A 20,667-nucleotide genomic window follows, 5' to 3' on the forward strand; every position below is an offset into this window, starting at 1 on the left:
AGTGTCTAGACACATATGTCCAGAAGGTGTATTGGTGGAGCCTCCAACGAGAGGGAGAGGCTCGTGAAATCGCATTACCGGGCAGTCGTCATCGGGGGAGGCGTGGTCGGCGCCTCGGTGCTCTACCATCTCACGCGGTTCGGCTGGAACGACGTCGCGCTGATCGAGCGCGCCGAGCTGACGGCTGGCTCGACCTGGCATGCGGCCGCCGGCTTTCACGCGCTCAACGCCGATCCCAATGTCGCGGCGCTGCAGGACTACACGATCAAACTCTACCGCGAGATCGAGGCCGAGTCGGGCCAGAATGCCGGCCTGCACATGACCGGCGGCGTCAATATGGCGAGCGACCCGCAGCGCTGGGAATGGCTGAAATCGGCCTGGGCGGTGTTTCAGTCGGTCGGCATCGAGACGGCCCGACTGGTGACGCCCGAGGAGATCAAGGAGATCTGCCCGATCGTCGATGTCAGCGACGTGCTCGGCGGCCTCTATGATTCCAACGAGGGCCATCTCGATCCCTATGGCACCACGCACGCCTATGCCGGCGCCGCCAGAAAGCGCGGCGCCGATGTAATCCTGCGCAACCGCGTCATCGAGCTGGAACCGCGCGCCGATGGCGGCTGGGACGTGGTCACCGAAAAGGGCACGATCGTCACCGAGCATGTCGTCAATGCCGGCGGCCTGTGGGCCAAGCAGGTAGGGCTGATGGCCGGCGTCGACCTTCCGGTGACGCCGATGGAGCATCATTATTTCGTCACCGAGGACATTCCCGAAGTCGCAGCCCTCGACAAGGAGCTCGGCCTGGCCGTCGATCTCGACGGCTTCTCCTACCTGCGTCAGGAGCGCAAGGGCGTCCTGCTCGGCGTCTACGAGCAGAACCCGAAACACTGGAACATGGACGGCGCGCCCTGGAATTACGGCATCGAGCTGATCCCCGAGGACATCGACCGCATCAGCCCGGAGCTCTCCAAGGCCTATCAGCGCTTCCCCTGCCTGGCGAAGGCCGGCATCCGCAAATGGGTGAACGGCGCCTTCACCTTCACGCCGGACGGCAATCCGCTGGTCGGCCCGGCCAGGGGGCTGAAGAACTACTGGGTCGCCTGCGGCGTCATGGCCGGCTTCAGCCAGGGCGGCGGCGTCGGCAAGTCGCTGGCCGAGTGGATGATCTACGGCGAGCCGCAAGCCGACATCTTCGGCATGGACATCGCCCGCTATGGCGCCTTCGCCGCCAACCGCGAGTATCTGCGGCAAAACACGGGCCAGTTCTATGCCCGCCGCTTCGTCATGACCTTCCCCAACGAGCGCCTGCCTGCCGGCCGGCCGCTGAAGCGTCCGGGCGCCTATGACGGCATGAGCGCCGCCGGCGCCGAATGGACGGCATCCTGGGGCCTGGAGATCCCGGCCTATTTCGCGCCGGTGGGATTCCGCGAGGAGACGACGCTGAAGCGCTCCAACGCTTTCGAGATCGTCGGCGACGAGGTGCTGCAGGTCCGCCGCGCCGCCGGTCTCGTCGATACGACGGCCTTCTCGCGCTATGCCGTGTCAGGCCCGGGCGCCGAGGCCTGGCTCGACCGGCTGCTCGCCTGCCGGCTGCCGAAGCCCGGCCGCGCGAAGCTGGCGCCGATGCTTGGGGCCGACGGCCGGCTGAAGGGGGATCTCACCGTGCTCAACTGGGGCGGCGGCGAATACTGGATCATGGGCTCCTACTATTTGCGCGAATTCCACATGCGCTGGTTCGAGGCGCACATCGCCGAAGGCGTCTCCATCACCGACATCTCGGACGCCATGTCCGGCTTCCTCGTCACCGGTCCGAACGCACGTCGGATCGTCGAACGCACTACCCATCAGGACATCTCCGCCAAAACCCTGCCGTTCATGTCCTGCGGCGCGTTCGACATCGGCATGGCGCGAGCCCGGGTGGCGCGGCTGTCCATTGCCGGCGAGCTCGGCTTCGAGATCAACTGCCCGGCCACCTTGCATTCGAGCCTGCGTGAGACGCTGCTTGCCGCCGGCGAAGACCTCGGCTTGGCCGAGATCGGCTATTACGCGCTGAATTCGCTCAGGCTGGAAAAGAGTTTCGGCATCTGGTCGCGCGAATTCACGCAAGGTTACACGCCCGGCCAGACCGGGCTCGACCGCTTCATCGCCTTCGACAAGGGCGATTTCGTTGGCCGCGAAGCGGCGCTGAAAGAGCGTGAGGCCGGTGTTTCCGGGCGCATCGTGACGCTGGAGGTCGACGCTGTCGACGCCGATGCGAGCGGCTTCGAGCCGGTCTGGTCCAAGGGCCGGCGCATCGGCTTCGTCACTTCCGGCGGTTACGGCTACACGCTCGGCAAGAGCGTCGCCCTGGCGTTGCTCGATGACGATTTCGCCGGGGAGGGCACCGAGCTTTCCGTACACATTGTCGGGGTCGAACGGCCGGCGCGCGTCATCGCGGCCTCGCCCTACGACGCTGAAGGCAAGGCGATGCGGCAATGAGGAGGATCTGCCATGGTTGACGAGGCCGCGCGCGATCTGAGGCGCGAACGCCGACGTGGGCGCACGGGCGAGGCGGGCAGCGAATCCAGTCGCCATCCGAATTATCGGTCGCTGAAGAACCCCTTCCTGCCGCAGCCGATCTTTTCCGACGACCAGGTCGCCGCGATCCACGCTACCGCGCTGCGCGTGCTGGAGGAGCTCGGCATCAAGGTGCTGCTGCCCGAGGCCCGCGCGATCTACGCCAGGGCCGGCGCATTGGTCGACGAAGACAGCCAGATGGTCAGGATCGGCCGCGACATGGTCGAGGCAGCACTTGCCGCGGCGCCGCGCGCGATTCCCGCCCTTGGCGGCGACCGCTCGCGGGATCTGATGCTCGAGCTCGGCTCGATGACCTTCCTGGCCGGCTCCGGCGCCCCGAACGTCACCGATCTCGAGCGCGGCCGCCGGCCGGGCACGCTCCAGGCCTTCGAGGAATTCATCAAGCTGATCCAGCATTTCGACGTGCTGCATATGCTCGGCCCCTGCGTCGAGCCGCAGGACATCGACACGCGCTTTCGCCACTATGCCACCGGCCGGGCGCAACTGACGCTGTCCGATAAGGTGCCTTTCGTCTTTGCCCGCGGCACGCCGCAGGTCGAGGACAGTTTCGAGATGATCCGGCTGGCGCGCGGCCTGTCCGAAGACGAGTTTGCCGGCAGCGCCCATAGCTACACGGTCATCAACACCAACTCGCCGCGACAACTCGACATCCCGATGGCGCAGGGCATCATCGACTTCGCCCGCGCCGGCCAGATATCGATCATCACGCCCTTCTGCCTGGCAGGCGCGATGGCGCCGATCACGGTTGCCGGCGCGCTGACGCTGCAGCATGCCGAGGCGCTGGCGGGCCTGACGCTCGCCCAGATCGCGCGCCCAGGCGCGCCTGTGGTCTATGGTTCCTTCTCCTCCAATGTCGACATGAAGTCGGGCGCGCCGGCCTTCGGCACGCCAGAGCATGTCAAGGCCACGCTCGGCGCGGGCCAGCTTGCGCGTTTCACCGGCCTGCCATGGCGATCCGGCGGCGGCAGCGCCGCCAATATCTCCGACGCGCAGGCAGCGCACGAGACGCAGTTCGCGCTGTGGGGCTCGGTGCTGGCCGGCGCGACCGTCTGCATCCATGCCGCCGGCTGGCTGGAAGGCGGTTTGAGCGTTTCCCTCGAGAAGCTGATCACCGACATCGAAGCCTTGCAGACGGTCGCAGAGCTTTGCGCGAAGACCCCGGGCGACGAGGATGCGATCGGCTTCGAGGCCATCGCCGAAGTGCAGCCCGGCGGCCATTTCTTCTCGGCGGCGCATACCATGACGCGCTACCGCACCGCCTTCTATGAGCCGCTGGTGGCCGACTGGTCGAATTTCGGCAATTGGACGCAAGCCGGCGGCAAGACCGCCACGGAGCGCGCGACCGGCATCTGGAAGCGGATTCTTTCCGATTTCCAGCCGCCGGCCTCCGCTGCCGCCACCGCGGGCGTGCTCGACGAGTTCATTGCCAAGCGCACCGAGGAAGGCGGCGCGGCTCCGGTCTCATGATTTGACGAAAACGTAATAAATTCGAGACCTTCGCCCTTCACGCTATAGTCAAACCGATTCGCGATCTGGCATCGGATCGCGAGCGCGGCTACGTTGCCGGAATTGGCTGCGGCGCGGAGACATGTGTTGGCGATGGACGGTAGATGACGGCGCCTAGCGATCTGATGCAGGCCTTGTTCCTGAGGCTTAAGACCGATGCGTCGCTATCGGCGCTTCTCGGCGGCGCTGGCCTGCTCGAACAGGCGAACGACAAGGCCGCCTTTCCACACGTGACCTACGGCCGTACCAGTGCCTTCGACCTGGACACCGGCGCCGACAACGATGGCGACCAACTCATCACCTTGCACGTCTGGTCGAAGGCTCAAGGCGAGGCCGAGACGCGCCTCATCATGGACAGCATCAAGGCGCGCCTCGATGGCGCAGCACTTTCCATCGGCTCGCGCGGTCAGACGCGCCTGTCGCTGGAATTCGCCGAGGCGCGCTATGACGAGGACCTTGCGGTCCATCATGGATTGCTGCGCTTCCACGCCTTGACGCAGGAAGACGCCTGAGAGGCTGGCGGACCTCAGAGCTGCGCCTGGATGGCGGCCTTGTCGATGACCGACCAGACCTCGCGAATCCGTCGGTCGTGGAATTCGTAGAAGACGTTCTCGGCGAAAGAAACCCGCCTGCCGTGCACCGGCAGGCCGAACAGCACGCCCTTGGGCCGGCAGTCGAAATGCAGTCGCGCCGCCACGCGCGGCGGCTCCGAAATCAGGAGTTCGATGTTGAAGCGCAGGTCGGGAATGGCCTCGAAATCGCCTTCCAGCATACGGCGATAACCCGAAAGCCCGATCGTCTCGCCATTGTACTGCACCTCGTCGCCGACGAAGCGGCCGAGATTGTCCCACTCCTGGTCGTTCAGGCAGGCGATGTAGCCCCGATAGAGATCGGCAATATCCTCGCGCGTCATCGCGTGCTCCCATGGTCGTGCGGCGTTCCTACACCGGAGCAATTCCAGGAAAAGTGTGATCGGTTTTCCGTGCGGAATTGCGTTAAATTAGAGAGATAGGGCGGTTCGCCGTTTCCATGAAACGGTGAAACGCTAGGGCTGGATGGAGAATCCGCATCCGAAAAGCGTAGCGGGCCGACTGATTTTCCGGCTATGAATTTGCACCCGGGGCCTGAGGGAGCCCCTGGCGACTGCACTGGCGTCACAGGGTGCATTCATTTGTCTCGCGCAGGGGAATGGCGGGCATGGATTTTCGATTGTTCACCGTTCATTTCACGTTCAGCCCATATGCGTTAGAACCGTGATCATGACCAACCTTGGCTCCCATCTCCGCAAAGCAGTGCTGGCGCTTGCCGCAGCCGGCCTCTTTGCGTCGCAGACGACGGCAATGCCGGTCATCGTCCCGTCGGTCGACCAGCCGGTCGTGCTTGCCGCCGGCGATTGCTACGCCATCGGCCAGCAGGTCGCCGCGCAGAATGGCGGCACGCTGGCCAAGGCCTCGCAGGCGACGCGGGGCGGCCAGCAGGTCTGCGTCATCGTCGTGCTGGTCCCCGGCAAGGACGGACAGCGTCCGCGCCGCTCGGAAATCGTCGTCCCGATGAGCTGACCTCACTCGTTTCCCAGGCCGGCGGAATCGGCCTATACGTCTCCCCAGCAACAGGCTTCAACCCATGCGCGTGCTCGTCGTCGAGGATGACAAGGATCTCAACCGGCAGCTGGCCGACGCGCTGGTCGACGCCGGCTATGTGGTCGACCGCGCCTATGACGGCGAGGAGGGGCACTTCCTTGGCGACACCGAGCCTTACGATGCCGTGGTCCTCGATATCGGCCTGCCGCAGATGGACGGCATCAGCGTCGTCGAGCGCTGGCGCCGCGGCGACCGCAAGATGCCGGTGCTGATCCTGACCGCGCGCGACCGCTGGAGCGACAAGGTGGCCGGCATCGACGCCGGCGCCGACGACTATGTGACCAAACCCTTCCACATCGAGGAGGTGCTGGCGCGGGTGCGGGCGCTGATCCGCCGCGCGGCCGGCCATGCATCATCCGAGCTCACCTGCGGGCCGCTGCGCCTCGACACCAAGGCGTCCAAGGCCGACGTCAACGGCGTGCCGCTCAAACTCACCTCGCACGAGTTCCGGCTGCTCGCCTACCTGATGCATCATATGGGCGAGGTGGTGTCGCGCACCGAACTGGTCGAGCATCTCTACGACCAGGATTTCGATCGCGATTCCAACACTATCGAGGTGTTTGTCGGCCGGCTTCGCAAGAAGATGGGCATCGACATGATCGAAACCGTGCGTGGCATGGGCTATCGCATGCGTGAGCCGGAGGCGTGACGCGGAACCGCTGAAGCCAACCATAGGCGCGGGGCTGTCGAAGCTGCGGCTCTGGCCGCGCTCGCTGACCTTCCGCGTCATCGCCTTTTCCACCATCTGGGCGATCCTGACGCTGGTCGTCATCTTCACCCTCATCACCACGCTTTACCGCCAGGCCAGCGAACGCGGCTTCGACAGCCTGCTTTCGGCGCATCTGTTCAACCTGATCGGTTCCGTCGGCATTTCCGACAACGGCGCGCTGACCGGCTCGCCCGACCTCGGCGATCTGCGCTTTTCCGAGCCGAATTCCGGCTGGTACTGGTCGGTCGAGCCTGCTTCCGAAGGCGTGCATGGCGAAATCCATTCCTCCTCGATGACGACTTCACTCCTGTCGCCGAGCGTCGCGGAAGTGCCCTTCAACTCGAACTTCCAGCGCAGCTATTCGATGGAGGGCATAAAGGGCGAGCAGCTCGAAGTTTTCGAGAGCGAGTTCGTGCTGGACGCGAAGAACCGCGCCGCCCGTTTCCGCGTCATGGGCAATCACAGCGAGCTCGAGCAGGAGATCGCCAGCTTCCAGCGCCGCCTGCTCACCTATCTGTCGCTGTTCGGCGTCGGCATGATCGCCATCAACGCCATCGCCATCCTCTTGGGTCTCCAGCCTTTGCGCCGGGTCCGCAATGCGCTGGCCATGGTGCGCGAAGGCACCGCCCAGCGGCTCGACGGCAGATTCCCGGCCGAGATCGAGCCGCTCGCCAACGAGACCAATGCGTTGATCGAGAACAACCGGCGCATCGTCGAGCGCTCGCGCACCCAGGTCGGCAACCTTGCCCACTCGCTGAAGACGCCGCTCGCCGTGCTGATCAATGAAGGCCGGGCGCTTGGCGGCGCCAAGGGTCAGTTGATCGCCGAGCAGGCCGCCTCCATGCAGAAGCAGGTCGACCACTATCTGCAGCGCGCCCGCGTCGCCGCGCAGCGCGACAGCGTCGTCTTCCGCACGCCGGTTTCGCCGCTGGTCGAGCGCATGGTGCGCGTGCTGCGGAAACTCAACCCGCAGTCCAGGCTGACGCTGTCGCTGCCGTCGGCGGAGATCGTCTTTGCCGGCGAGCGCGAGGATCTGGAGGAACTGCTCGGCAATCTGCTCGACAATGCGATGAAATGGGCTAAGGGCGCCGTCGCCGTGACGATCGCCACTATTTCGGGAAGCGGCAACCTGTTTGAAATCGTTATAGAGGATGACGGCCCGGGCATTCCCGAGGACAGTGCGCGGGAGGTGTTGAAGCGTGGCAAGAGACTCGATGAGACGAAGCCGGGAACAGGGCTCGGGCTCGCCATTGTCGCCGACCTCGTCAACGAGTATGGAGGCTCGCTGGCGCTGGAACGGTCCGGCATGGGCGGCTTGAGGGCGGTGGTGAGATTGCGGAGCCTTCAATGATGTTTTTTTTCGATTTGCGAGCGAGGGCTGGCGGCCAAATTTCCGACAAATGTCAACACTATGGGCTCGATATCCTCCCCGATGACGCAGCCCCCAGCTCATCCTGCTCAAGAGAACCGGTTGTTGGCATGAAGATCCGCGTCGCGCTCGTTTCCGCCCTGCTCGCCGTTTCCGGCTGCACGACGCTCGGCAGGGGCGGTCCAACCTCTCCGGTCACGCCTGTTTCCACGCCGCCCGCCGGCGGCAAGGTCTCGACCAGCATCGTTTCGGCCATGAATGGCGGGCTTATCGGCGGATCGGTCGGCTCGGGCCTCAGCGATGCCGAAAAGCGCAAAGGCCTGGAAGCGGAATACAAGGCGCTGGAATACAACACCAGTGGCCAGAAAGTGACGTGGAAGAGCGACAACTCCTCGCATTATGGCGAGGTCGTCGCCGCCCAGCCCTACCGGGTCGGCTCGCAGGATTGCCGCCAGTACACCCACACCGTCTATACCAGCGGCGCGGGCGTCACCGCGCGCGGCACCGCCTGCCGCAACGCCGATGGCAGCTGGACGCCGCTGACCTGACGGCTTTCGGACGGAATTAGGCCTGCGGCCGACGGCGTCTGCCGTCAAAGCGTCGCACGATGGTCGTGTTGGCAGGGCAGGGCTCTGCCGCTATTGGAATAGGCATGCTGTTCTGGGTCATAGCCGCAATCCTCACGCTGGGCGCCAGCCTGGCGGTGCTGTTGCCGCTCACCGGCGGCATAAAGGGCGCGTCGCCGGCTGGCGATCACGATCTCGAAGTCTATCGCGACCAGCTTTCCGAGCTCGACCGCGACATGGCGCGCGGCCTGATCCAGCCCGGCGAGGCCGAGGAGGCGCGTGCCGAGATCGGCCGGCGCATCCTGCGTCTGGGCGCGGCTTTGCAGCCGGGCGCGGCGACGCCCAGGCCCGCGCGCAGCGCCAGATGGGTCGCCAGCGTGGCCGTGCTTGCGGTTCCCCTGTTGAGCTGGGGGCTCTACGGCATGCTCGGCTCTCCCGATCTGCCCTCGCAGCCGCTGGCCGAACGTCTGGCCAAGAACCCGGCTGATTCCTCGGTCGACGAACTGGTCGCCCGCGCCGAAGCCCATCTCGCCGCCAATCCGTCGGACGGCAAGGGTTGGGATGTGCTGGCGCCGATCTATCTTCGGCTGCAGCGCTTTCCTGACGCCGTGACCGCCTATCGCAACGCCATCCGCCTCGACGGCGACAGTGCCGTGCGCCAGTCGGGTCTCGGCGAGGCGATCGCCAATGCTGCCGGTGGCATCGTTTCGGCCGACGCCCAAAGCGCCTTCGAGGCTGCCCTGAAGCTCGATCCGGCCAACGCCAAGGCGAATTTCTACTTGGGCGTCGGCCTCGCCCAGGAAGGCAAGAAGGCCGAGGCCGTCACCGCCTGGCAAAAGATGCTCGGCCAGCTGGCGCCGGATTCGCCCTGGCGCAACGCCGTTCAGCAGGCGCTTGCCGAGGCGGGCGAACCGGCTGTCGCGGCCGGCACGCCGGCCAACGGCCCGGATGCGCGGCAGGTGGAAGCCGCGCAACAGATGTCGCCGCAGGACCGGCAGGCGATGATCGAGACCATGGTCGCCGGGTTGGACGACAAATTGAAGCAGAATCCGCGTGACGAGGAAGGATGGATGCGGCTCATCCGTTCCTATGTCGTGCTTGGCAAGGCCGACCAGGCGCGGGCCGCGCTCGGCCGCGCTGTCGCCGCCTTCGGGGCGGATAGTGAACAGGCCAGGAAATTCACCGCCTTTGCCGCCTCGCTCGGCATAACGGCGACGGAGTAAGGCAATGACGCGCAAGCAGAAGCGACTGTCGGTGATCGTGGCGGGGCTGGCTTTCCTCGGCGCCGCTGCCGGCCTCACCTTCTATGCGCTTGGACAGAAGGCCTCCTATTTCTACATGCCGGCCGATCTCGCCACGGCGAGTTTGCCGCCCGGACAACGCATCCGGCTCGGCGGTCTCGTCGAGAAGGGCACCATCGTGCGCGGCCATGGCGCCACCGTCGCCTTTTCGGTCACCGACAAGCAGAAATCGGTCAAGGTCACCTATACCGGCATCCTGCCCGACCTGTTCCGCGAGGATCAGGGCGTCATCACCGAGGGCGCTTTCGGCCCGGACGGCGTGTTCGTCGCCGACAGCGTTTTGGCCAAGCATGACGAGCGTTACATGCCCAAGGAAGTCGCCGACGGCCTGAAGGCCAAGGGCGTCTGGCAAGAAAGCACAAATTGATGGTTGAGACCGGACATTTCGCGCTCGTGCTGGCCTTCGCTCTGTCGCTGGTGCAGATGCTGGTGCCGCTCGTCGGCGCCCGCACCGGCAATCAGCGCCTGATGGCGGTCGGCGGTCCGGTCACGGTCACCGGCTTCGCGTTGACCGCGCTGTCCTTCGCTGCCCTCGCCAGCGCCTATGCCGGCTCCGACTTCTCGGTGGCGAGCGTGTGGGAGAACTCCCATTCGCTGCAGCCGATGATCTACAAGATCACCGGCACCTGGGGGAACCACGAAGGCTCGATGCTGCTGTGGGTGCTGATTCTGACCTTCTTCGGCGCGCTGGTCGCGGTCTTCGGCAACAACCTGCCGTCAACGCTCAAGGCCAATGTACTGGCCGTGCAGGGCATGATCGGCGCTGCCTTCTTCCTGTTCATCCTGGCGACGTCCAACCCCTTCATCCGCCTCAACCCGGCGCCGATCGAGGGCCGCGACCTCAACCCGATCCTGCAGGATCTCGGCCTCGCGATCCACCCGCCGATGCTCTATCTCGGCTATGTCGGCTTCTCGATCTGCTTCTCCTTCTCGGTCGCGGCGCTGATCGAGGGGCGCATCGACGCCTCCTGGGCACGCTGGGTGCGGCCTTGGACGCTTGTCGCCTGGATGTTTTTGACCGGCGGCATCGCCATGGGCTCCTACTGGGCCTATTACGAGCTCGGTTGGGGTGGCTTCTGGTTCTGGGATCCGGTCGAGAACGCCTCTTTCATGCCCTGGCTTGCCGGCACCGCGCTGCTCCACTCGGGGATCGTCATGGAGAAGCGTTCGGCGCTGAAGATCTGGACGCTGCTGCTCGCCATCCTGACCTTCTCGCTGTCGCTGCTCGGCACTTTCCTGGTGCGTTCCGGCGTGCTGACCTCGGTGCACGCCTTTGCCACCGATCCGGCGCGCGGCGTCTTCATCCTGTGCATCCTCACGCTGTTCATCGGCGGCTCGCTGGCGCTGTTTGCGCTGCGCGCCTCGCGGCTGACGGCGGGCGGCCTGTTCCATCCGATCTCGCGCGAGGGCGCGCTGGTGCTGAACAACCTCTTTCTCACCACCGCCACGGCGACGGTGCTGGTCGGCACGCTCTACCCGCTGGCGCTGGAGGCGCTCACCGGCGGCAAGATCTCGGTCGGCGCGCCCTTCTTCGACCTGACCTTCGGCCCGCTGATGCTGCCGCTGCTCGCGATCGTGCCGTTCGGCCCCTTGCTCGCCTGGAAACGCGGCGACGTCATTGCCGCCTCGCAGCGGCTGATGGCGGCCTTCGCCCTGGCAATCGCCGCGATGCTGGTCACTGGCCTGTTCATCGACGGCGCCTCGGTGTTCGCGGCACTCGGCGTCGGCCTCGCCGTCTGGCTGGTCGCCGGTGCACTGACCGACCTTGCGGTCAAATCCGGTTTCGGTTCGGTGGCGCCGGGCATCATGCTGCGCCGCTTCGCCGGCCTGCCGCGCTCCGTCTTCGGCACGGCGCTGGCCCATCTTGGCCTCGGGCTGACCTTGCTCGGCATTGTCGGCACGCTCTGCTTCGGCACGGAGAAAATCCTCTCGATGCATCCCGGCGAGACGGTGGAGCTCTCCGGCCACACGCTGCGCTTCGAGGGGCTCTCCCCGCAGAAAGGCCCGAACTTCACCGAGGATCGCGGCCGCTTCCTGCTGGTAGGCGCCGACGGCAACGCCGATGACGCAATCACCTCCGCGAAACGCTTCTATCCGGTGCGCCAGACGGTGACGACGGAGTCCGGCATCAGGACGATTGGGTTGAGCCAGCTTTATCTGTCGCTCGGCGACGAGAACAACGACGGCTCCGTCGTCGTGCGCCTCTGGTGGAAGCCGCTGGTGACGCTGATCTGGGGCGGCGGACTGGTGATGATGGCGGGCGCCGCCATGTCGCTGCTCGACCGTCGCCTGCGCGTCGGCGCGCCGGCCAAGCGCCGCAAGCCGGCTGCCGCCACGGTATCGGCGAGCTCGACATGAAGGCGAAGTTTTCGCTCGTTCCGCTGGTCCTGTTGCTGGCGCTGTTTTTCGCCGGCCCAGCCCAGGCGGTGAAGCCTGATGAAGTGCTGCAGGACCCCGCATTGGAGGCGAGGGCGCGCGCGCTGTCGGAAGGCCTGCGCTGCATGGTCTGCCAGAACCAGTCGATCGACGAATCCGACGCCGATCTTGCCCGGGACCTGCGCGTCCTGGTGCGCCAGCGCCTCGTTGCCGGCGACACCGACCAGCAGGTGATGGACTATATCGTTTCGCGCTATGGCGAGTTCGTGCTGCTCAAGCCGCGCTTCAGCCTGCGCACCGCGCTTTTGTGGGGTACGCCGGTGCTTCTGCTTCTGGCCGGCGGTCTGTTCATCGTGCTCAGCGCCCGCTCGCGCCGCCCGACATCGGGTAGCACTCTGAGTGCCGAGGAACAGGCGGCGCTGGACAAGATGCTAAGCGATTAGCGCCATCGCTGACGTCGATAAGTGGCCACGGCCGCTCGCGGGTCGTCATTCTATGGCGGAGCAAGGAGCGAAGCGACGCGCGCAGACCATAGAATCCATTCCGTTACGCCGACGCGCCGCGAACGGTGCAGAATTCTGCTCCGCTGCAACCTTCGGCGAAGGTAACGGCCTGGATTCCAGCGTCTCCGCGACGGAGCTTCGCCCTGCAATGACGAACTCGGCCAACATTACAAAACTTTCATGTACCGGAAATGGCGCCGTAATGTGCGGCTCTCTAATCCTCTTGCCCGAGGATGCTTCGCCTGAGCGCATCCACGTCGATAGAGGATAAGAACCCCCATGAATAACGCCCCCAATTCATTTTCCCGCACCCGAAAGCGCCTGATGGCCGCCGTCGCTTCTCTGGCCCTTGTCGGCACGGTTGGCGCGGGCATGATCGCAACCGGCACCGCCCCCGTGCTGGCCGATGCCGTGCGCGTCGAAGCCCCGCAGGTGCCGAGCTTCGCCGATGTCGTCGAGCATGTCTCGCCGGCGGTCGTCAGCGTCAAGGTCAAGGCCAAGATCCAACCGACGGCCGACAACGGCTCGGACGATCAGGACGGTTTCGATAACCTGCCCGACAATCCGCAGCTGCGCCGCTTCTTCAAGGAATTCCGCGGCTTCGGCGACCAGGGTCAGGGCGGCCAGTTCGGTATGCGCCGCTTCAACCATCGCGACCATGGCAATGGCGAGCCGCGTCCGGTCGCTCAGGGCTCGGGCTTCTTCATCTCGGAAGACGGTTATCTCGTCACCAACAACCATGTGGTTTCGGAAGGCTCGGATTTCAGCGTCGTCACCAATGACGGCAAGGAACTCGACGCCAAGCTGATCGGCACCGATCCGCGCACCGATCTCGCCGTGCTCAAGGTCGATGGCGGCGGCAACAAGTTCACCTATGTCGACTTTGCCGACGACTCCAAGGTTCGCATCGGTGACTGGGTGGTTGCGGTCGGCAATCCCTTCGGTCTCGGCGGCACCGTCACCGCCGGCATCGTCTCGGCTCGCGGCCGTGACATCGGCGCCGGCCCCTATGACGACTTCATCCAGATCGATGCTTCGGTCAATCGCGGCAATTCGGGCGGTCCGACCTTCAACCTCAACGGCCAGGTGATCGGCATCAACACCGCGATCTTCTCGCCGTCGGGCGGCAGCGTCGGCATTGCCTTCGACATCCCGGCCTCGACCGCCAAGCAGGTCGTCCAGGACCTGATGAAGAGCGGCTCCGTCCAGCGCGGCTGGCTCGGCGTCGAGATCCAGCCGGTCACCTCCGACATCGCGGAGTCGCTCGGCCTGAAGTCGGACAAGGGCGCGCTGGTCTCGAGCGCCCAGGATTCCGGTCCGGGCAAGAAGGCGGGCATCGCCGCCGGCGACGTCATCACCCAGGTCGACGGCAAGGATGTCGCTTCGCCGAAGGAGCTCGCCCGCATGATCGGCGCATTCGCGCCGGGCAAATCGGTCGACGTCACCGTCTGGCGCAGCGGCAAGAACGAGACGGTCAAGGTCGATCTCGGCACGTTGCCGGCAAGCGACAAGCAGGCCTCGAACGACGACAACAACAAGCAGTCGGCGCCCGCCGCCAAGGCCGACACGCTGGCCGATCTCGGCCTGACCGTCACCAAGGCGGAAAACGGCAAGGGCCTCGTGGTCACCGACGTCGATCCTGACAGCGACGCGGCCGACCGTGGCATCCAGCCGGGCGACGTCATCACCTCGATCAATTCGAACGACGTGAACACCACCGACGACGTCTCCAAGGCCATGGCCGATGCAGCCAAGGCCGGCCGCAAGGCGGTGCTGATGCAGATCACCCGCGACGACTCGAACCGTTTTGTGGCGCTGCCGGTCGGCAAGGGCTGAGATTTCAGCGTTCAGATTTTCCCTGCGGCGGTATCAACACCCCCGAGCCGCCGCCGGGAAAACATGGGGCCGAGCACGTAAGTCAGTCACCGTGTTTCGCTCCTGGCGGCAGCGGGTTTCCCATGACCCGCTGCCGCTTATCGCATGTCGCCCAAAAGTGGGCACCGGTTTTGGGATCACGACATGCGGAACGAAATGCATGTCGCCCAAAAGTGGGCACCGGTTTTGGGATCACGGCATGCGGAACGAAATGCATGTCGCCCAAAAGTGGTCGCCGGTTTTGGGAAGAAGACATGCGACTAATGAAGGCAAGGCCCGAAGAATGACTGCCTCTCAAACTTCCGATGAAATCGCGTATAACGGTCCCATGAAGATTCTCGTCATGGAAGATGATCGCGAGGCGGCGGATTATTTGCAGAAAGCCTTCGCCGAGGCGGGCCACACCGCCCATGTCGCCGGCGACGGCGAGACCGGCTTCGCGCTCGCCGATGCCGGCGACTATGACGTGATGGTGGTCGACCGCCTGATGCCGCGCCGTGACGGCCTGTCAGTGATCGCCGCACTTCGCTCGCGCGGCAACACCACGCCGGTGCTGATCCTTTCGGCGCTGGGCGAGGTCGACGACCGCGTCACGGGCTTGCGCGCCGGCGGCGACGATTATCTCACCAAGCCCTATGCCTTTTCCGAATTGCTTGCCCGCGTCGAGGTGCTGAACCGCCGCGCCAGCGCGCGCGAATCCGAGACCGTCTACCGTGTCGGCGATCTCGAGCTCGACCGGCTGTCGCATTCGGTCAAGCGCGCCGGCCGCGAGATCACGCTGCAGCCGCGCGAGTTCCGCCTGCTCGAATATCTGATGCGCCATGCCGGACAGGTGGTGACGCGCACCATGCTTCTGGAAAATGTCTGGGATTATCACTTCGATCCGCAGACCAATGTCATCGACGTCCACGTCTCGCGCCTGCGCGGCAAGATCGAAAAAGGCTTCGACAAGCCGATCCTGCACACGATCCGCGGCGCCGGCTACATGCTGAAGGGCGGGTGAAGCCACAGATGGCTCTCTCACTGCCGGCCATCATGAAGACGACGGCGGCCCGGCTTTCGGCGCTTTATCTTCTGCTTTTCGCGCTCTGCGCCGTGCTGCTCGTCTTCTACATGACGTCGCTGTCGGCGCGCATGCTGACCGCGCAGACGCAGGAGACCATCAACGACGAGGTGCTGGGCCTGGCCCGCGCCTATCAGCGCGGCGGCCTGCCGGTGCTGGTGCGCGTCGTCGAGGCCCGCTCGCGCCAGCCCGGCGCCAATCTTTACCTGATCGCCGACGCCAATGGCCAGATCCTGACCGGCAATGTGCAGAGCCTGGAGCCAGGGGTCATAGAGACCGAGGGCTGGACGACGGAACCGTTTTCCTACCAGCGCTTCGGCGAGGGCGAGCTCGATCGGCTGCGCAGCGGCGGTTCGGACCAGTCCACGCCTCCGGCCAACGAGGGCAGCAACAGCCCCCAGTCCACGGGGGAAAAGGGCCACAACGCCATCGCGCTGGTGTTGCGACTGCCCAACCAGATGATCATGCTGGTCGGCCGCGACCTTGGCGAGCCCGAGCGCTTCCGCGCTGTCATCAGCCGCGCGCTGACCCTGGCGCTCGGTATGATGGGGCTTGGCGGCATCCTGATCTGGTTCTTTGTCGGGCGCGCGGCGCTGAAGCGCATCGACAGCGTCTCGGACGCCAGCCGCCGCATCATGGGCGGCGATTTGTCCGGACGGCTGCCGGTCACCGGCGCCGGCGACGAATTCGACCGCCTGTCGGCGAACCTCAATTCGATGCTGGCCAGGATCGCCATGCTGAACGAGGGGCTGAAGCAGGTCTCCGACAACATCGCCCATGATCTGAAGACGCCGCTGACCAGACTGCGCAACCGCGCCGAGGCGACGCTCGCCGGCAGGCACAAGACAGAAGATTACCGCCAGGCGCTGGAAGGCACGATCGCGGAGTCCGACCAGCTCATCAAGACATTCAACGCCATCCTGATGATCTCGCGCCTGGAGGCTGGCTATTCCTCGGAACAGACCGGTCCCGTCGATCTCGCCGCGACGGTGAGCGACGTCGTCGAACTCTACGAGCCGGTGGCGGAAGAGGCGGGCGTCGCGCTGGAAACGACCGTGCCCGAGGCCTTTGCGATCAACGGCAACCGCGAACTGATCGGCCAGGCGCTGTCCAACATCGTCGACAACGCCATCAAATATTCAACCGACGCCGCCGAGACGCCGAAAGTGCGTGTGGCGCTGGAGCGCCTCGGCAACGAGATCAAGCTTGCCGTCAGCGACAACGGCCACGGCATTCCGGACGACGCCGATCGTGCCCGAGCCACGGAGCGTTTCGTGCGCCTGGAAAAGAGCCGCTCGCAGCCGGGCTCGGGCCTGGGTCTCAGCCTGGCCAAGGCAATCATGACTTTCCACAACGGAAAGCTTGATCTTTTGCCTGCCAATCCCGGATTGTCCGTAGTCATGAGTTTCCCATTGCGGGAGACGCATTGATGGCGCGGATAAATGGCGAAGAAGAAAATCGAATCCGAATTCCGGCTTAGCCCGACACTGGCGCTCCGCTCCCTGGACGCGAAACATGCCCGGCGCGAATTGTCGGAAATCGCCGACGCCGCCGAGGAGGAGGGGTGTTCCCGACTCGCTGCGTTCCTGGCGGGCGAGGGGCCGCTGCAGGATCTGCTGGCGGCCGTCTTCGACCTCTCGCCCTTCCTGCGCGACGTGGCGCGCCGGCGGCCGGCGATCCTCGATACGCTGTTCGACCTGACGATCGAAGCGCGGCTCGATGCCATCGGCGAAGCGATCGGCGGCGCGGCCAAGACGGAAGACGCTTCGGAAGCGAGCCTGATGATGGCGCTCAGGCAATGGAAGACCGAAGCGCATTTCCTGATCGCGCTGGCCGATCTTTCAGGCGAGGCGGAGACCTCCGTGACGGTGCGCCGGCTCAGCGATCTTGCCGACGCCTGCACATGCGCCGCCGTCGATTTCCTGCTGCTCGACGCGCATCGGCAAGGCAAGCTCAAGCTACCGCATCCGGCCGAGCCTGCCAGGGATTCAGGCTGGATCCTGCTCGGCATGGGCAAGCTCGGCGCGCATGAGCTGAACTTCTCCTCCGACATCGATCTCGTCGTCTTCTTCGAGCCGGAGGCGCCGGCCGTCATCGATCCGCTCGACGCGACCGAGCTGTTCTCCAGGCTTACCCGTCGTCTCGTGCGCATCCTGCAGGATCGCACCGAGCATGGCTATGTCTTCCGCACCGATCTGAGGCTGCGCCCCGATCCCGGCTCGACGCCGCTGGCAATCCCGGTCGAGGCAGCGCTTCGCTATTACGAGGCGCGCGGCCAGAACTGGGAGCGCGCCGCCATGATCAAGGCGCGGCCGGTTGCCGGCGATCTTGCTGCCGGCGCCGCCTTCCTCAAGGAATTGCAACCCTATGTCTGGCGCAAATACATGGACTATGCGGCGATCGCCGACGTCCATTCGATCAAGCGCCAGATCCATGCCCACAAGGGCCATGGCGAGATCACGGTGAAGGGCCATAACGTCAAGCTTGGCCGCGGCGGCATCCGCGAGATCGAGTTCTTCGTCCAGACCCAGCAGCTCATCGCCGGCGGCCGCTTCCCGGAGCTGCGCGGCCGCGAGACCGTGCCGATGCTCGCAGCGCTTGCCGCGCGCGGCTGGATCACCGCCGACGCGCGCGATGCGCTCACCCGTCAGTACTGGTTCCTGCGCCGTGTCGAGCACGCTATCCAGATGGTCGCTGACGAGCAGACGCACGTCCTGCCGGAAGAAGACGAGGAGCTCAAACGCATCGCGCTGATGCTGGGATTTGCCGGCGAGGCGGAATTCACGCAGGCCTTCCGCGCCTCGCTGCAGCAGGTCGAGCGCCACTACGCGGCGCTGTTCGAGACAGCACCCGAGCTCTCGGCCGGCGTCGGCAATCTGGTCTTCACCGGCGATGTCGACGATCCCGATACGCTGCAGACGCTGCATGGCCTCGGCTTCCAGCGGCCGAGCGACATCTGCCGCGTCATCCGCGGCTGGCATTTCGGGCGCTACCGCGTCACCCAGTCGGCGGAGGCGCGCGAGAGGCTGACCGAACTGACCCCGGCATTGCTCAAAGCCTTCGGCCAGACGCGTCGCGCCGACGAGGCGCTGATGCGCTTCGACGAGTTCCTCGCCGGCCTGCCAGCGGGCATCCAGCTTTTCTCGCTGCTGCAATCGAACCCGGCGCTCTTGAAGCTGATGGCGACCATCATGGGCGCGGCGCCAAGGCTGGCTGCCATCATCACCCGCCGCCCGCATGTCTTCGACGGCCTGCTCGACCCGGCCCTGCTTACCGAACTGCCGGACCGCGCCTATCTTTCGGCACGGCTTGCCGCCTTCATCGAGGGCGACCGCGCCTATGAGGATGTGCTTGACCGCCTGCGCATCTTCGCCTCCGAGCAGAAATTCCTGATCGGCGTGCGCCTGCTTGCCGGCTCGATCGATCCCGCGCGCGCCGGCCGCGCCTTCTCCGATCTCGCCGATCTCACCATCGAGGCGGCGCTGAACGCGGTGATCGCCGAATTCGCGCTGCGCCACGGCAGGATCGCCGGCGGCAGGGTGGCCCTGCTCGGCATGGGCAAGCTCGGCAGCCGCGAACTCACGGCCGGTTCGGATGTCGATCTCATCCTGCTCTACGACCACGACGCGGATGCCGAGGACTCCGACGGCGAAAAGCCGCTGGCGCCTTCGCATTACTATACCCGCATGACGCAGCGCCTGATCGCCGCCGTCTCGGCGCCGACGGCCGAAGGCGTGCTCTATGAGTTGGACCTGCGCCTGCGCCCCTCGGGCAACAAGGGGCCGGTCGCCACCCATATCGATGCGTTCAAGAAATATCAGCGCCGGGATGCCTGGACCTGGGAGCACATGGCGCTGGCACGGGCCCGCGCCGTCGGCGGCGATGCCGAACTCTGCGCCGAGCTCGATGATGAGGTGGCGGCGGTGCTGGCGCAGCCGCGCAATGCCGCCAAGGTGAAAGCCGAGGCCTCGGAGATGCGGGCGCTGATCGAGAAGGAGAAGCCGCCGCGCGACCTCTGGGACATCAAGCTGATCCCGGGCGGGCTCATCGATCTCGAATTCATCGCCCAGGTCGCGGTCATCGCCGGCGCGATTGAGCCTGGCCGCCGGGTCACGGCGACCGCCGACATTTTGGCCCGGCTTTCTCCGGATTTCGCCTCAGCCGATGTGCGTGAAGAGCTTGGCGAGGCCTATCGGCTCTATCTGGCGCTGACCCAGATGATCAGGCTTTGCCTCATCGGCGAGTTCCAGCGCGACGATGTCCCACCTGGACTCTCGGATCTGCTTCTGGCGGTCACTGACCTGCCGGATTTCGGTGTCCTGGAAGCACATCTCAAGGAGACGTCGCGAAAGGTCAGGCAGGACTTCGACCATTTGCTGCGGGTTGCGGGAGGATCCTGAGATCGCGGGGCTAATCGGTGCGTTGCACGCGGCGGAGATTGCGACGCGCATGTGCCTGCAGAAGCCGATCCCGCAGATGCGCGTAGAAGCGTGGCGGCAGCATGCCATAGTGGAAGCGGGAGGGACTGCTTCCTGGAATTGGTCTGAGATCGGGGCCTGGCCAAAGGAATCGTTGGTTTCACTCACCACGACCCATGACGGCATATCGTCGAGCCCAAGGTAAGCCTTGAGAGGCGCAGGCATTTCGATGCCATCGGCAGGATCGGCCGGGAGGGAATGCGTGATCGGAACCACCGTCACGACTTCGCGCCCCTCCACAATCCGACGTGCGGCGACAATCGCACACGGGCGGTTCTTGCGGCCCTCTTCAATACCTCTCATATGTTCATCCAACCAAAGATAGGAATAGGAAATCACCAGGCCGGGAACGGGCTTGGGCAGGCTCACGGTGCCCAGTCTTTGATCATTTCATCCAACTCATCGAACTGGGATGGGACTGAGCTTTCGGCGATGGCTTTCACCGTCTCGTCGTCCAGTTCCTCCACGGGTCTAGCAACCCGCCCTTTGACCAGCACTTCGAACATTGCCGCCGAGAGAAGCACCGTATGGGTCCGGCCATTTTTGGTAATCGCGACCGGCGCCCGCTGCGCTGCATCCTGAAAGCGGCCGACATTCTGTTGGAATTCAGTGGATGTTACGCGCATGGGAAAAGTCACCTCTTACCCAAAATAGATAAAATAGATAACTTTTTCAAGTTTGCCTCAGCCACCGCCGGTCGCCTCTGA

General features: G+C 65.1%; 17 protein-coding genes. 15 read left to right on the plus strand and 2 right to left on the minus strand.

The window, feature by feature from the left end; translation table 11 throughout:
- Positions 1 to 63 precede the first annotated feature (63 nt).
- The 3 genes from FJ417_RS25190 (at position 64) to FJ417_RS25200 (ending at position 4,592) form a co-directional block, all read left to right on the plus strand.
- Positions 64 to 2,475, plus strand: coding sequence for an FAD-dependent oxidoreductase (locus FJ417_RS25190; protein ID WP_140785292.1), 2,412 nt, complete (start codon positions 64 to 66; stop codon positions 2,473 to 2,475).
- A gap of 12 nt (positions 2,476 to 2,487) precedes the next feature.
- Positions 2,488 to 4,041 carry a trimethylamine methyltransferase family protein gene (locus FJ417_RS25195; protein ID WP_140785293.1) on the plus strand — a complete coding sequence of 518 codons (1,554 nt, stop codon included), beginning with the start codon at positions 2,488 to 2,490 and terminating at the stop codon, positions 4,039 to 4,041.
- A gap of 143 nt (positions 4,042 to 4,184) precedes the next feature.
- Positions 4,185 to 4,592: a DUF3168 domain-containing protein gene (locus FJ417_RS25200; protein ID WP_140658806.1), complete on the plus strand. Its 408-nt coding sequence runs from the start codon at positions 4,185 to 4,187 to the stop codon at positions 4,590 to 4,592.
- A 14-nt stretch (positions 4,593 to 4,606) separates the two neighbouring features.
- Here FJ417_RS25200 and FJ417_RS25205 read toward each other — a convergent pair whose 3' ends face one another.
- Complete coding sequence (locus FJ417_RS25205; protein ID WP_140658805.1) at positions 4,607 to 4,993, minus strand: ester cyclase; 387 nt, start codon at positions 4,991 to 4,993, stop codon at positions 4,607 to 4,609.
- Between the two features lie 346 nt (positions 4,994 to 5,339).
- Between FJ417_RS25205 and FJ417_RS25210 the strand changes: the two genes are divergently transcribed.
- From FJ417_RS25210 to FJ417_RS25265, 12 genes are all read left to right on the plus strand, one after another.
- Positions 5,340 to 5,639 carry a hypothetical protein gene (locus tag FJ417_RS25210; protein ID WP_140785294.1) on the plus strand — a complete coding sequence of 100 codons (300 nt, stop codon included), beginning with the start codon at positions 5,340 to 5,342 and terminating at the stop codon, positions 5,637 to 5,639.
- 64 nt (positions 5,640 to 5,703) lie between these two features.
- Positions 5,704 to 6,369 (plus strand): response regulator transcription factor, encoded by a 666-nt coding sequence (locus FJ417_RS25215; protein WP_027164846.1) that lies wholly within the window; start codon positions 5,704 to 5,706, stop codon positions 6,367 to 6,369.
- Positions 6,353 to 7,780, plus strand: a complete 1,428-nt coding sequence (locus FJ417_RS25220) for an ATP-binding protein (protein ID WP_140659447.1) — start codon at positions 6,353 to 6,355, stop codon at positions 7,778 to 7,780. Before FJ417_RS25215 ends, FJ417_RS25220 begins: the two co-directional genes overlap by 17 nt.
- A gap of 128 nt (positions 7,781 to 7,908) precedes the next feature.
- Positions 7,909 to 8,346 (plus strand): hypothetical protein, encoded by a 438-nt coding sequence (locus FJ417_RS25225; protein WP_140659446.1) that lies wholly within the window; start codon positions 7,909 to 7,911, stop codon positions 8,344 to 8,346.
- A gap of 104 nt (positions 8,347 to 8,450) precedes the next feature.
- Positions 8,451 to 9,587 carry a c-type cytochrome biogenesis protein CcmI gene (gene ccmI, locus FJ417_RS25230; RefSeq protein WP_140785295.1) on the plus strand — a complete coding sequence of 379 codons (1,137 nt, stop codon included), beginning with the start codon at positions 8,451 to 8,453 and terminating at the stop codon, positions 9,585 to 9,587.
- Positions 9,588 to 9,591: 4 nt separating this feature from the next.
- A complete protein-coding gene (gene ccmE / locus FJ417_RS25235; RefSeq protein ID WP_140785296.1) occupies positions 9,592 to 10,032 on the plus strand; it encodes a cytochrome c maturation protein CcmE in 441 nt (146 codons plus the stop codon).
- Entirely contained in the window at positions 10,032 to 12,023 is a 1,992-nt protein-coding gene (locus FJ417_RS25240) for a heme lyase CcmF/NrfE family subunit (protein WP_140785297.1), read from the plus strand. Before ccmE ends, FJ417_RS25240 begins: the two co-directional genes overlap by 1 nt.
- Positions 12,020 to 12,484: a cytochrome c-type biogenesis protein gene (locus FJ417_RS25245; RefSeq protein ID WP_140785298.1), complete on the plus strand. Its 465-nt coding sequence runs from the start codon at positions 12,020 to 12,022 to the stop codon at positions 12,482 to 12,484. Before FJ417_RS25240 ends, FJ417_RS25245 begins: the two co-directional genes overlap by 4 nt.
- A 339-nt stretch (positions 12,485 to 12,823) precedes the next feature.
- A complete protein-coding gene (locus FJ417_RS25250) occupies positions 12,824 to 14,380 on the plus strand; it encodes a Do family serine endopeptidase (RefSeq protein ID WP_140785299.1) in 1,557 nt (518 codons plus the stop codon).
- Between the two features lie 367 nt (positions 14,381 to 14,747).
- A complete protein-coding gene (locus FJ417_RS25255; RefSeq protein WP_040991372.1) occupies positions 14,748 to 15,422 on the plus strand; it encodes a response regulator transcription factor in 675 nt (224 codons plus the stop codon).
- An 8-nt stretch (positions 15,423 to 15,430) separates the two neighbouring features.
- Positions 15,431 to 16,912: a HAMP domain-containing sensor histidine kinase gene (locus tag FJ417_RS25260; protein ID WP_140785300.1), complete on the plus strand. Its 1,482-nt coding sequence runs from the start codon at positions 15,431 to 15,433 to the stop codon at positions 16,910 to 16,912.
- Positions 16,913 to 16,924: 12 nt separating this feature from the next.
- Positions 16,925 to 19,882, plus strand: coding sequence for a bifunctional [glutamine synthetase] adenylyltransferase/[glutamine synthetase]-adenylyl-L-tyrosine phosphorylase (locus FJ417_RS25265; RefSeq protein WP_140785301.1), 2,958 nt, complete (start codon positions 16,925 to 16,927; stop codon positions 19,880 to 19,882).
- A gap of 443 nt (positions 19,883 to 20,325) precedes the next feature.
- On the opposite strand, the gene FJ417_RS25275 is transcribed toward FJ417_RS25265, so the two are convergent.
- Positions 20,326 to 20,586 carry a type II toxin-antitoxin system prevent-host-death family antitoxin gene (locus FJ417_RS25275; protein ID WP_140659450.1) on the minus strand — a complete coding sequence of 87 codons (261 nt, stop codon included), beginning with the start codon at positions 20,584 to 20,586 and terminating at the stop codon, positions 20,326 to 20,328.
- Between the last annotated feature and the right edge of the window lie 81 nt (positions 20,587 to 20,667).

This window comes from Mesorhizobium sp. B3-1-7, from assembly GCF_006439385.1.
Taxonomy (GTDB): domain Bacteria; phylum Pseudomonadota; class Alphaproteobacteria; order Rhizobiales; family Rhizobiaceae; genus Mesorhizobium.

Bases quoted from the DNA above. Each gene is read 5' to 3' on its own strand.
- FJ417_RS25195 (WP_140785293.1), top strand. From the start codon at position 2,488: ATGGTTGACGAGGCCGCGCGCGATCTGAGGCGCGAACGCCGACGTGGG.
- FJ417_RS25200 (WP_140658806.1), top strand. From the start codon at position 4,185: ATGACGGCGCCTAGCGATCTGATGCAGGCCTTGTTCCTGAGGCTTAAG.
- FJ417_RS25205 (WP_140658805.1), bottom strand. From the start codon at position 4,993: ATGACGCGCGAGGATATTGCCGATCTCTATCGGGGCTACATCGCCTGC.
- FJ417_RS25210 (WP_140785294.1), top strand. From the start codon at position 5,340: ATGACCAACCTTGGCTCCCATCTCCGCAAAGCAGTGCTGGCGCTTGCC.
- FJ417_RS25215 (WP_027164846.1), top strand. From the start codon at position 5,704: ATGCGCGTGCTCGTCGTCGAGGATGACAAGGATCTCAACCGGCAGCTG.
- FJ417_RS25225 (WP_140659446.1), top strand. From the start codon at position 7,909: ATGAAGATCCGCGTCGCGCTCGTTTCCGCCCTGCTCGCCGTTTCCGGC.
- ccmI (WP_140785295.1), top strand. From the start codon at position 8,451: ATGCTGTTCTGGGTCATAGCCGCAATCCTCACGCTGGGCGCCAGCCTG.
- ccmE (WP_140785296.1), top strand. From the start codon at position 9,592: ATGACGCGCAAGCAGAAGCGACTGTCGGTGATCGTGGCGGGGCTGGCT.
- FJ417_RS25240 (WP_140785297.1), top strand. From the start codon at position 10,032: ATGGTTGAGACCGGACATTTCGCGCTCGTGCTGGCCTTCGCTCTGTCG.
- FJ417_RS25245 (WP_140785298.1), top strand. From the start codon at position 12,020: ATGAAGGCGAAGTTTTCGCTCGTTCCGCTGGTCCTGTTGCTGGCGCTG.
- FJ417_RS25250 (WP_140785299.1), top strand. From the start codon at position 12,824: ATGAATAACGCCCCCAATTCATTTTCCCGCACCCGAAAGCGCCTGATG.
- FJ417_RS25255 (WP_040991372.1), top strand. From the start codon at position 14,748: ATGAAGATTCTCGTCATGGAAGATGATCGCGAGGCGGCGGATTATTTG.
- FJ417_RS25260 (WP_140785300.1), top strand. From the start codon at position 15,431: ATGGCTCTCTCACTGCCGGCCATCATGAAGACGACGGCGGCCCGGCTT.
- FJ417_RS25265 (WP_140785301.1), top strand. From the start codon at position 16,925: ATGGCGAAGAAGAAAATCGAATCCGAATTCCGGCTTAGCCCGACACTG.
- FJ417_RS25275 (WP_140659450.1), bottom strand. From the start codon at position 20,586: ATGCGCGTAACATCCACTGAATTCCAACAGAATGTCGGCCGCTTTCAG.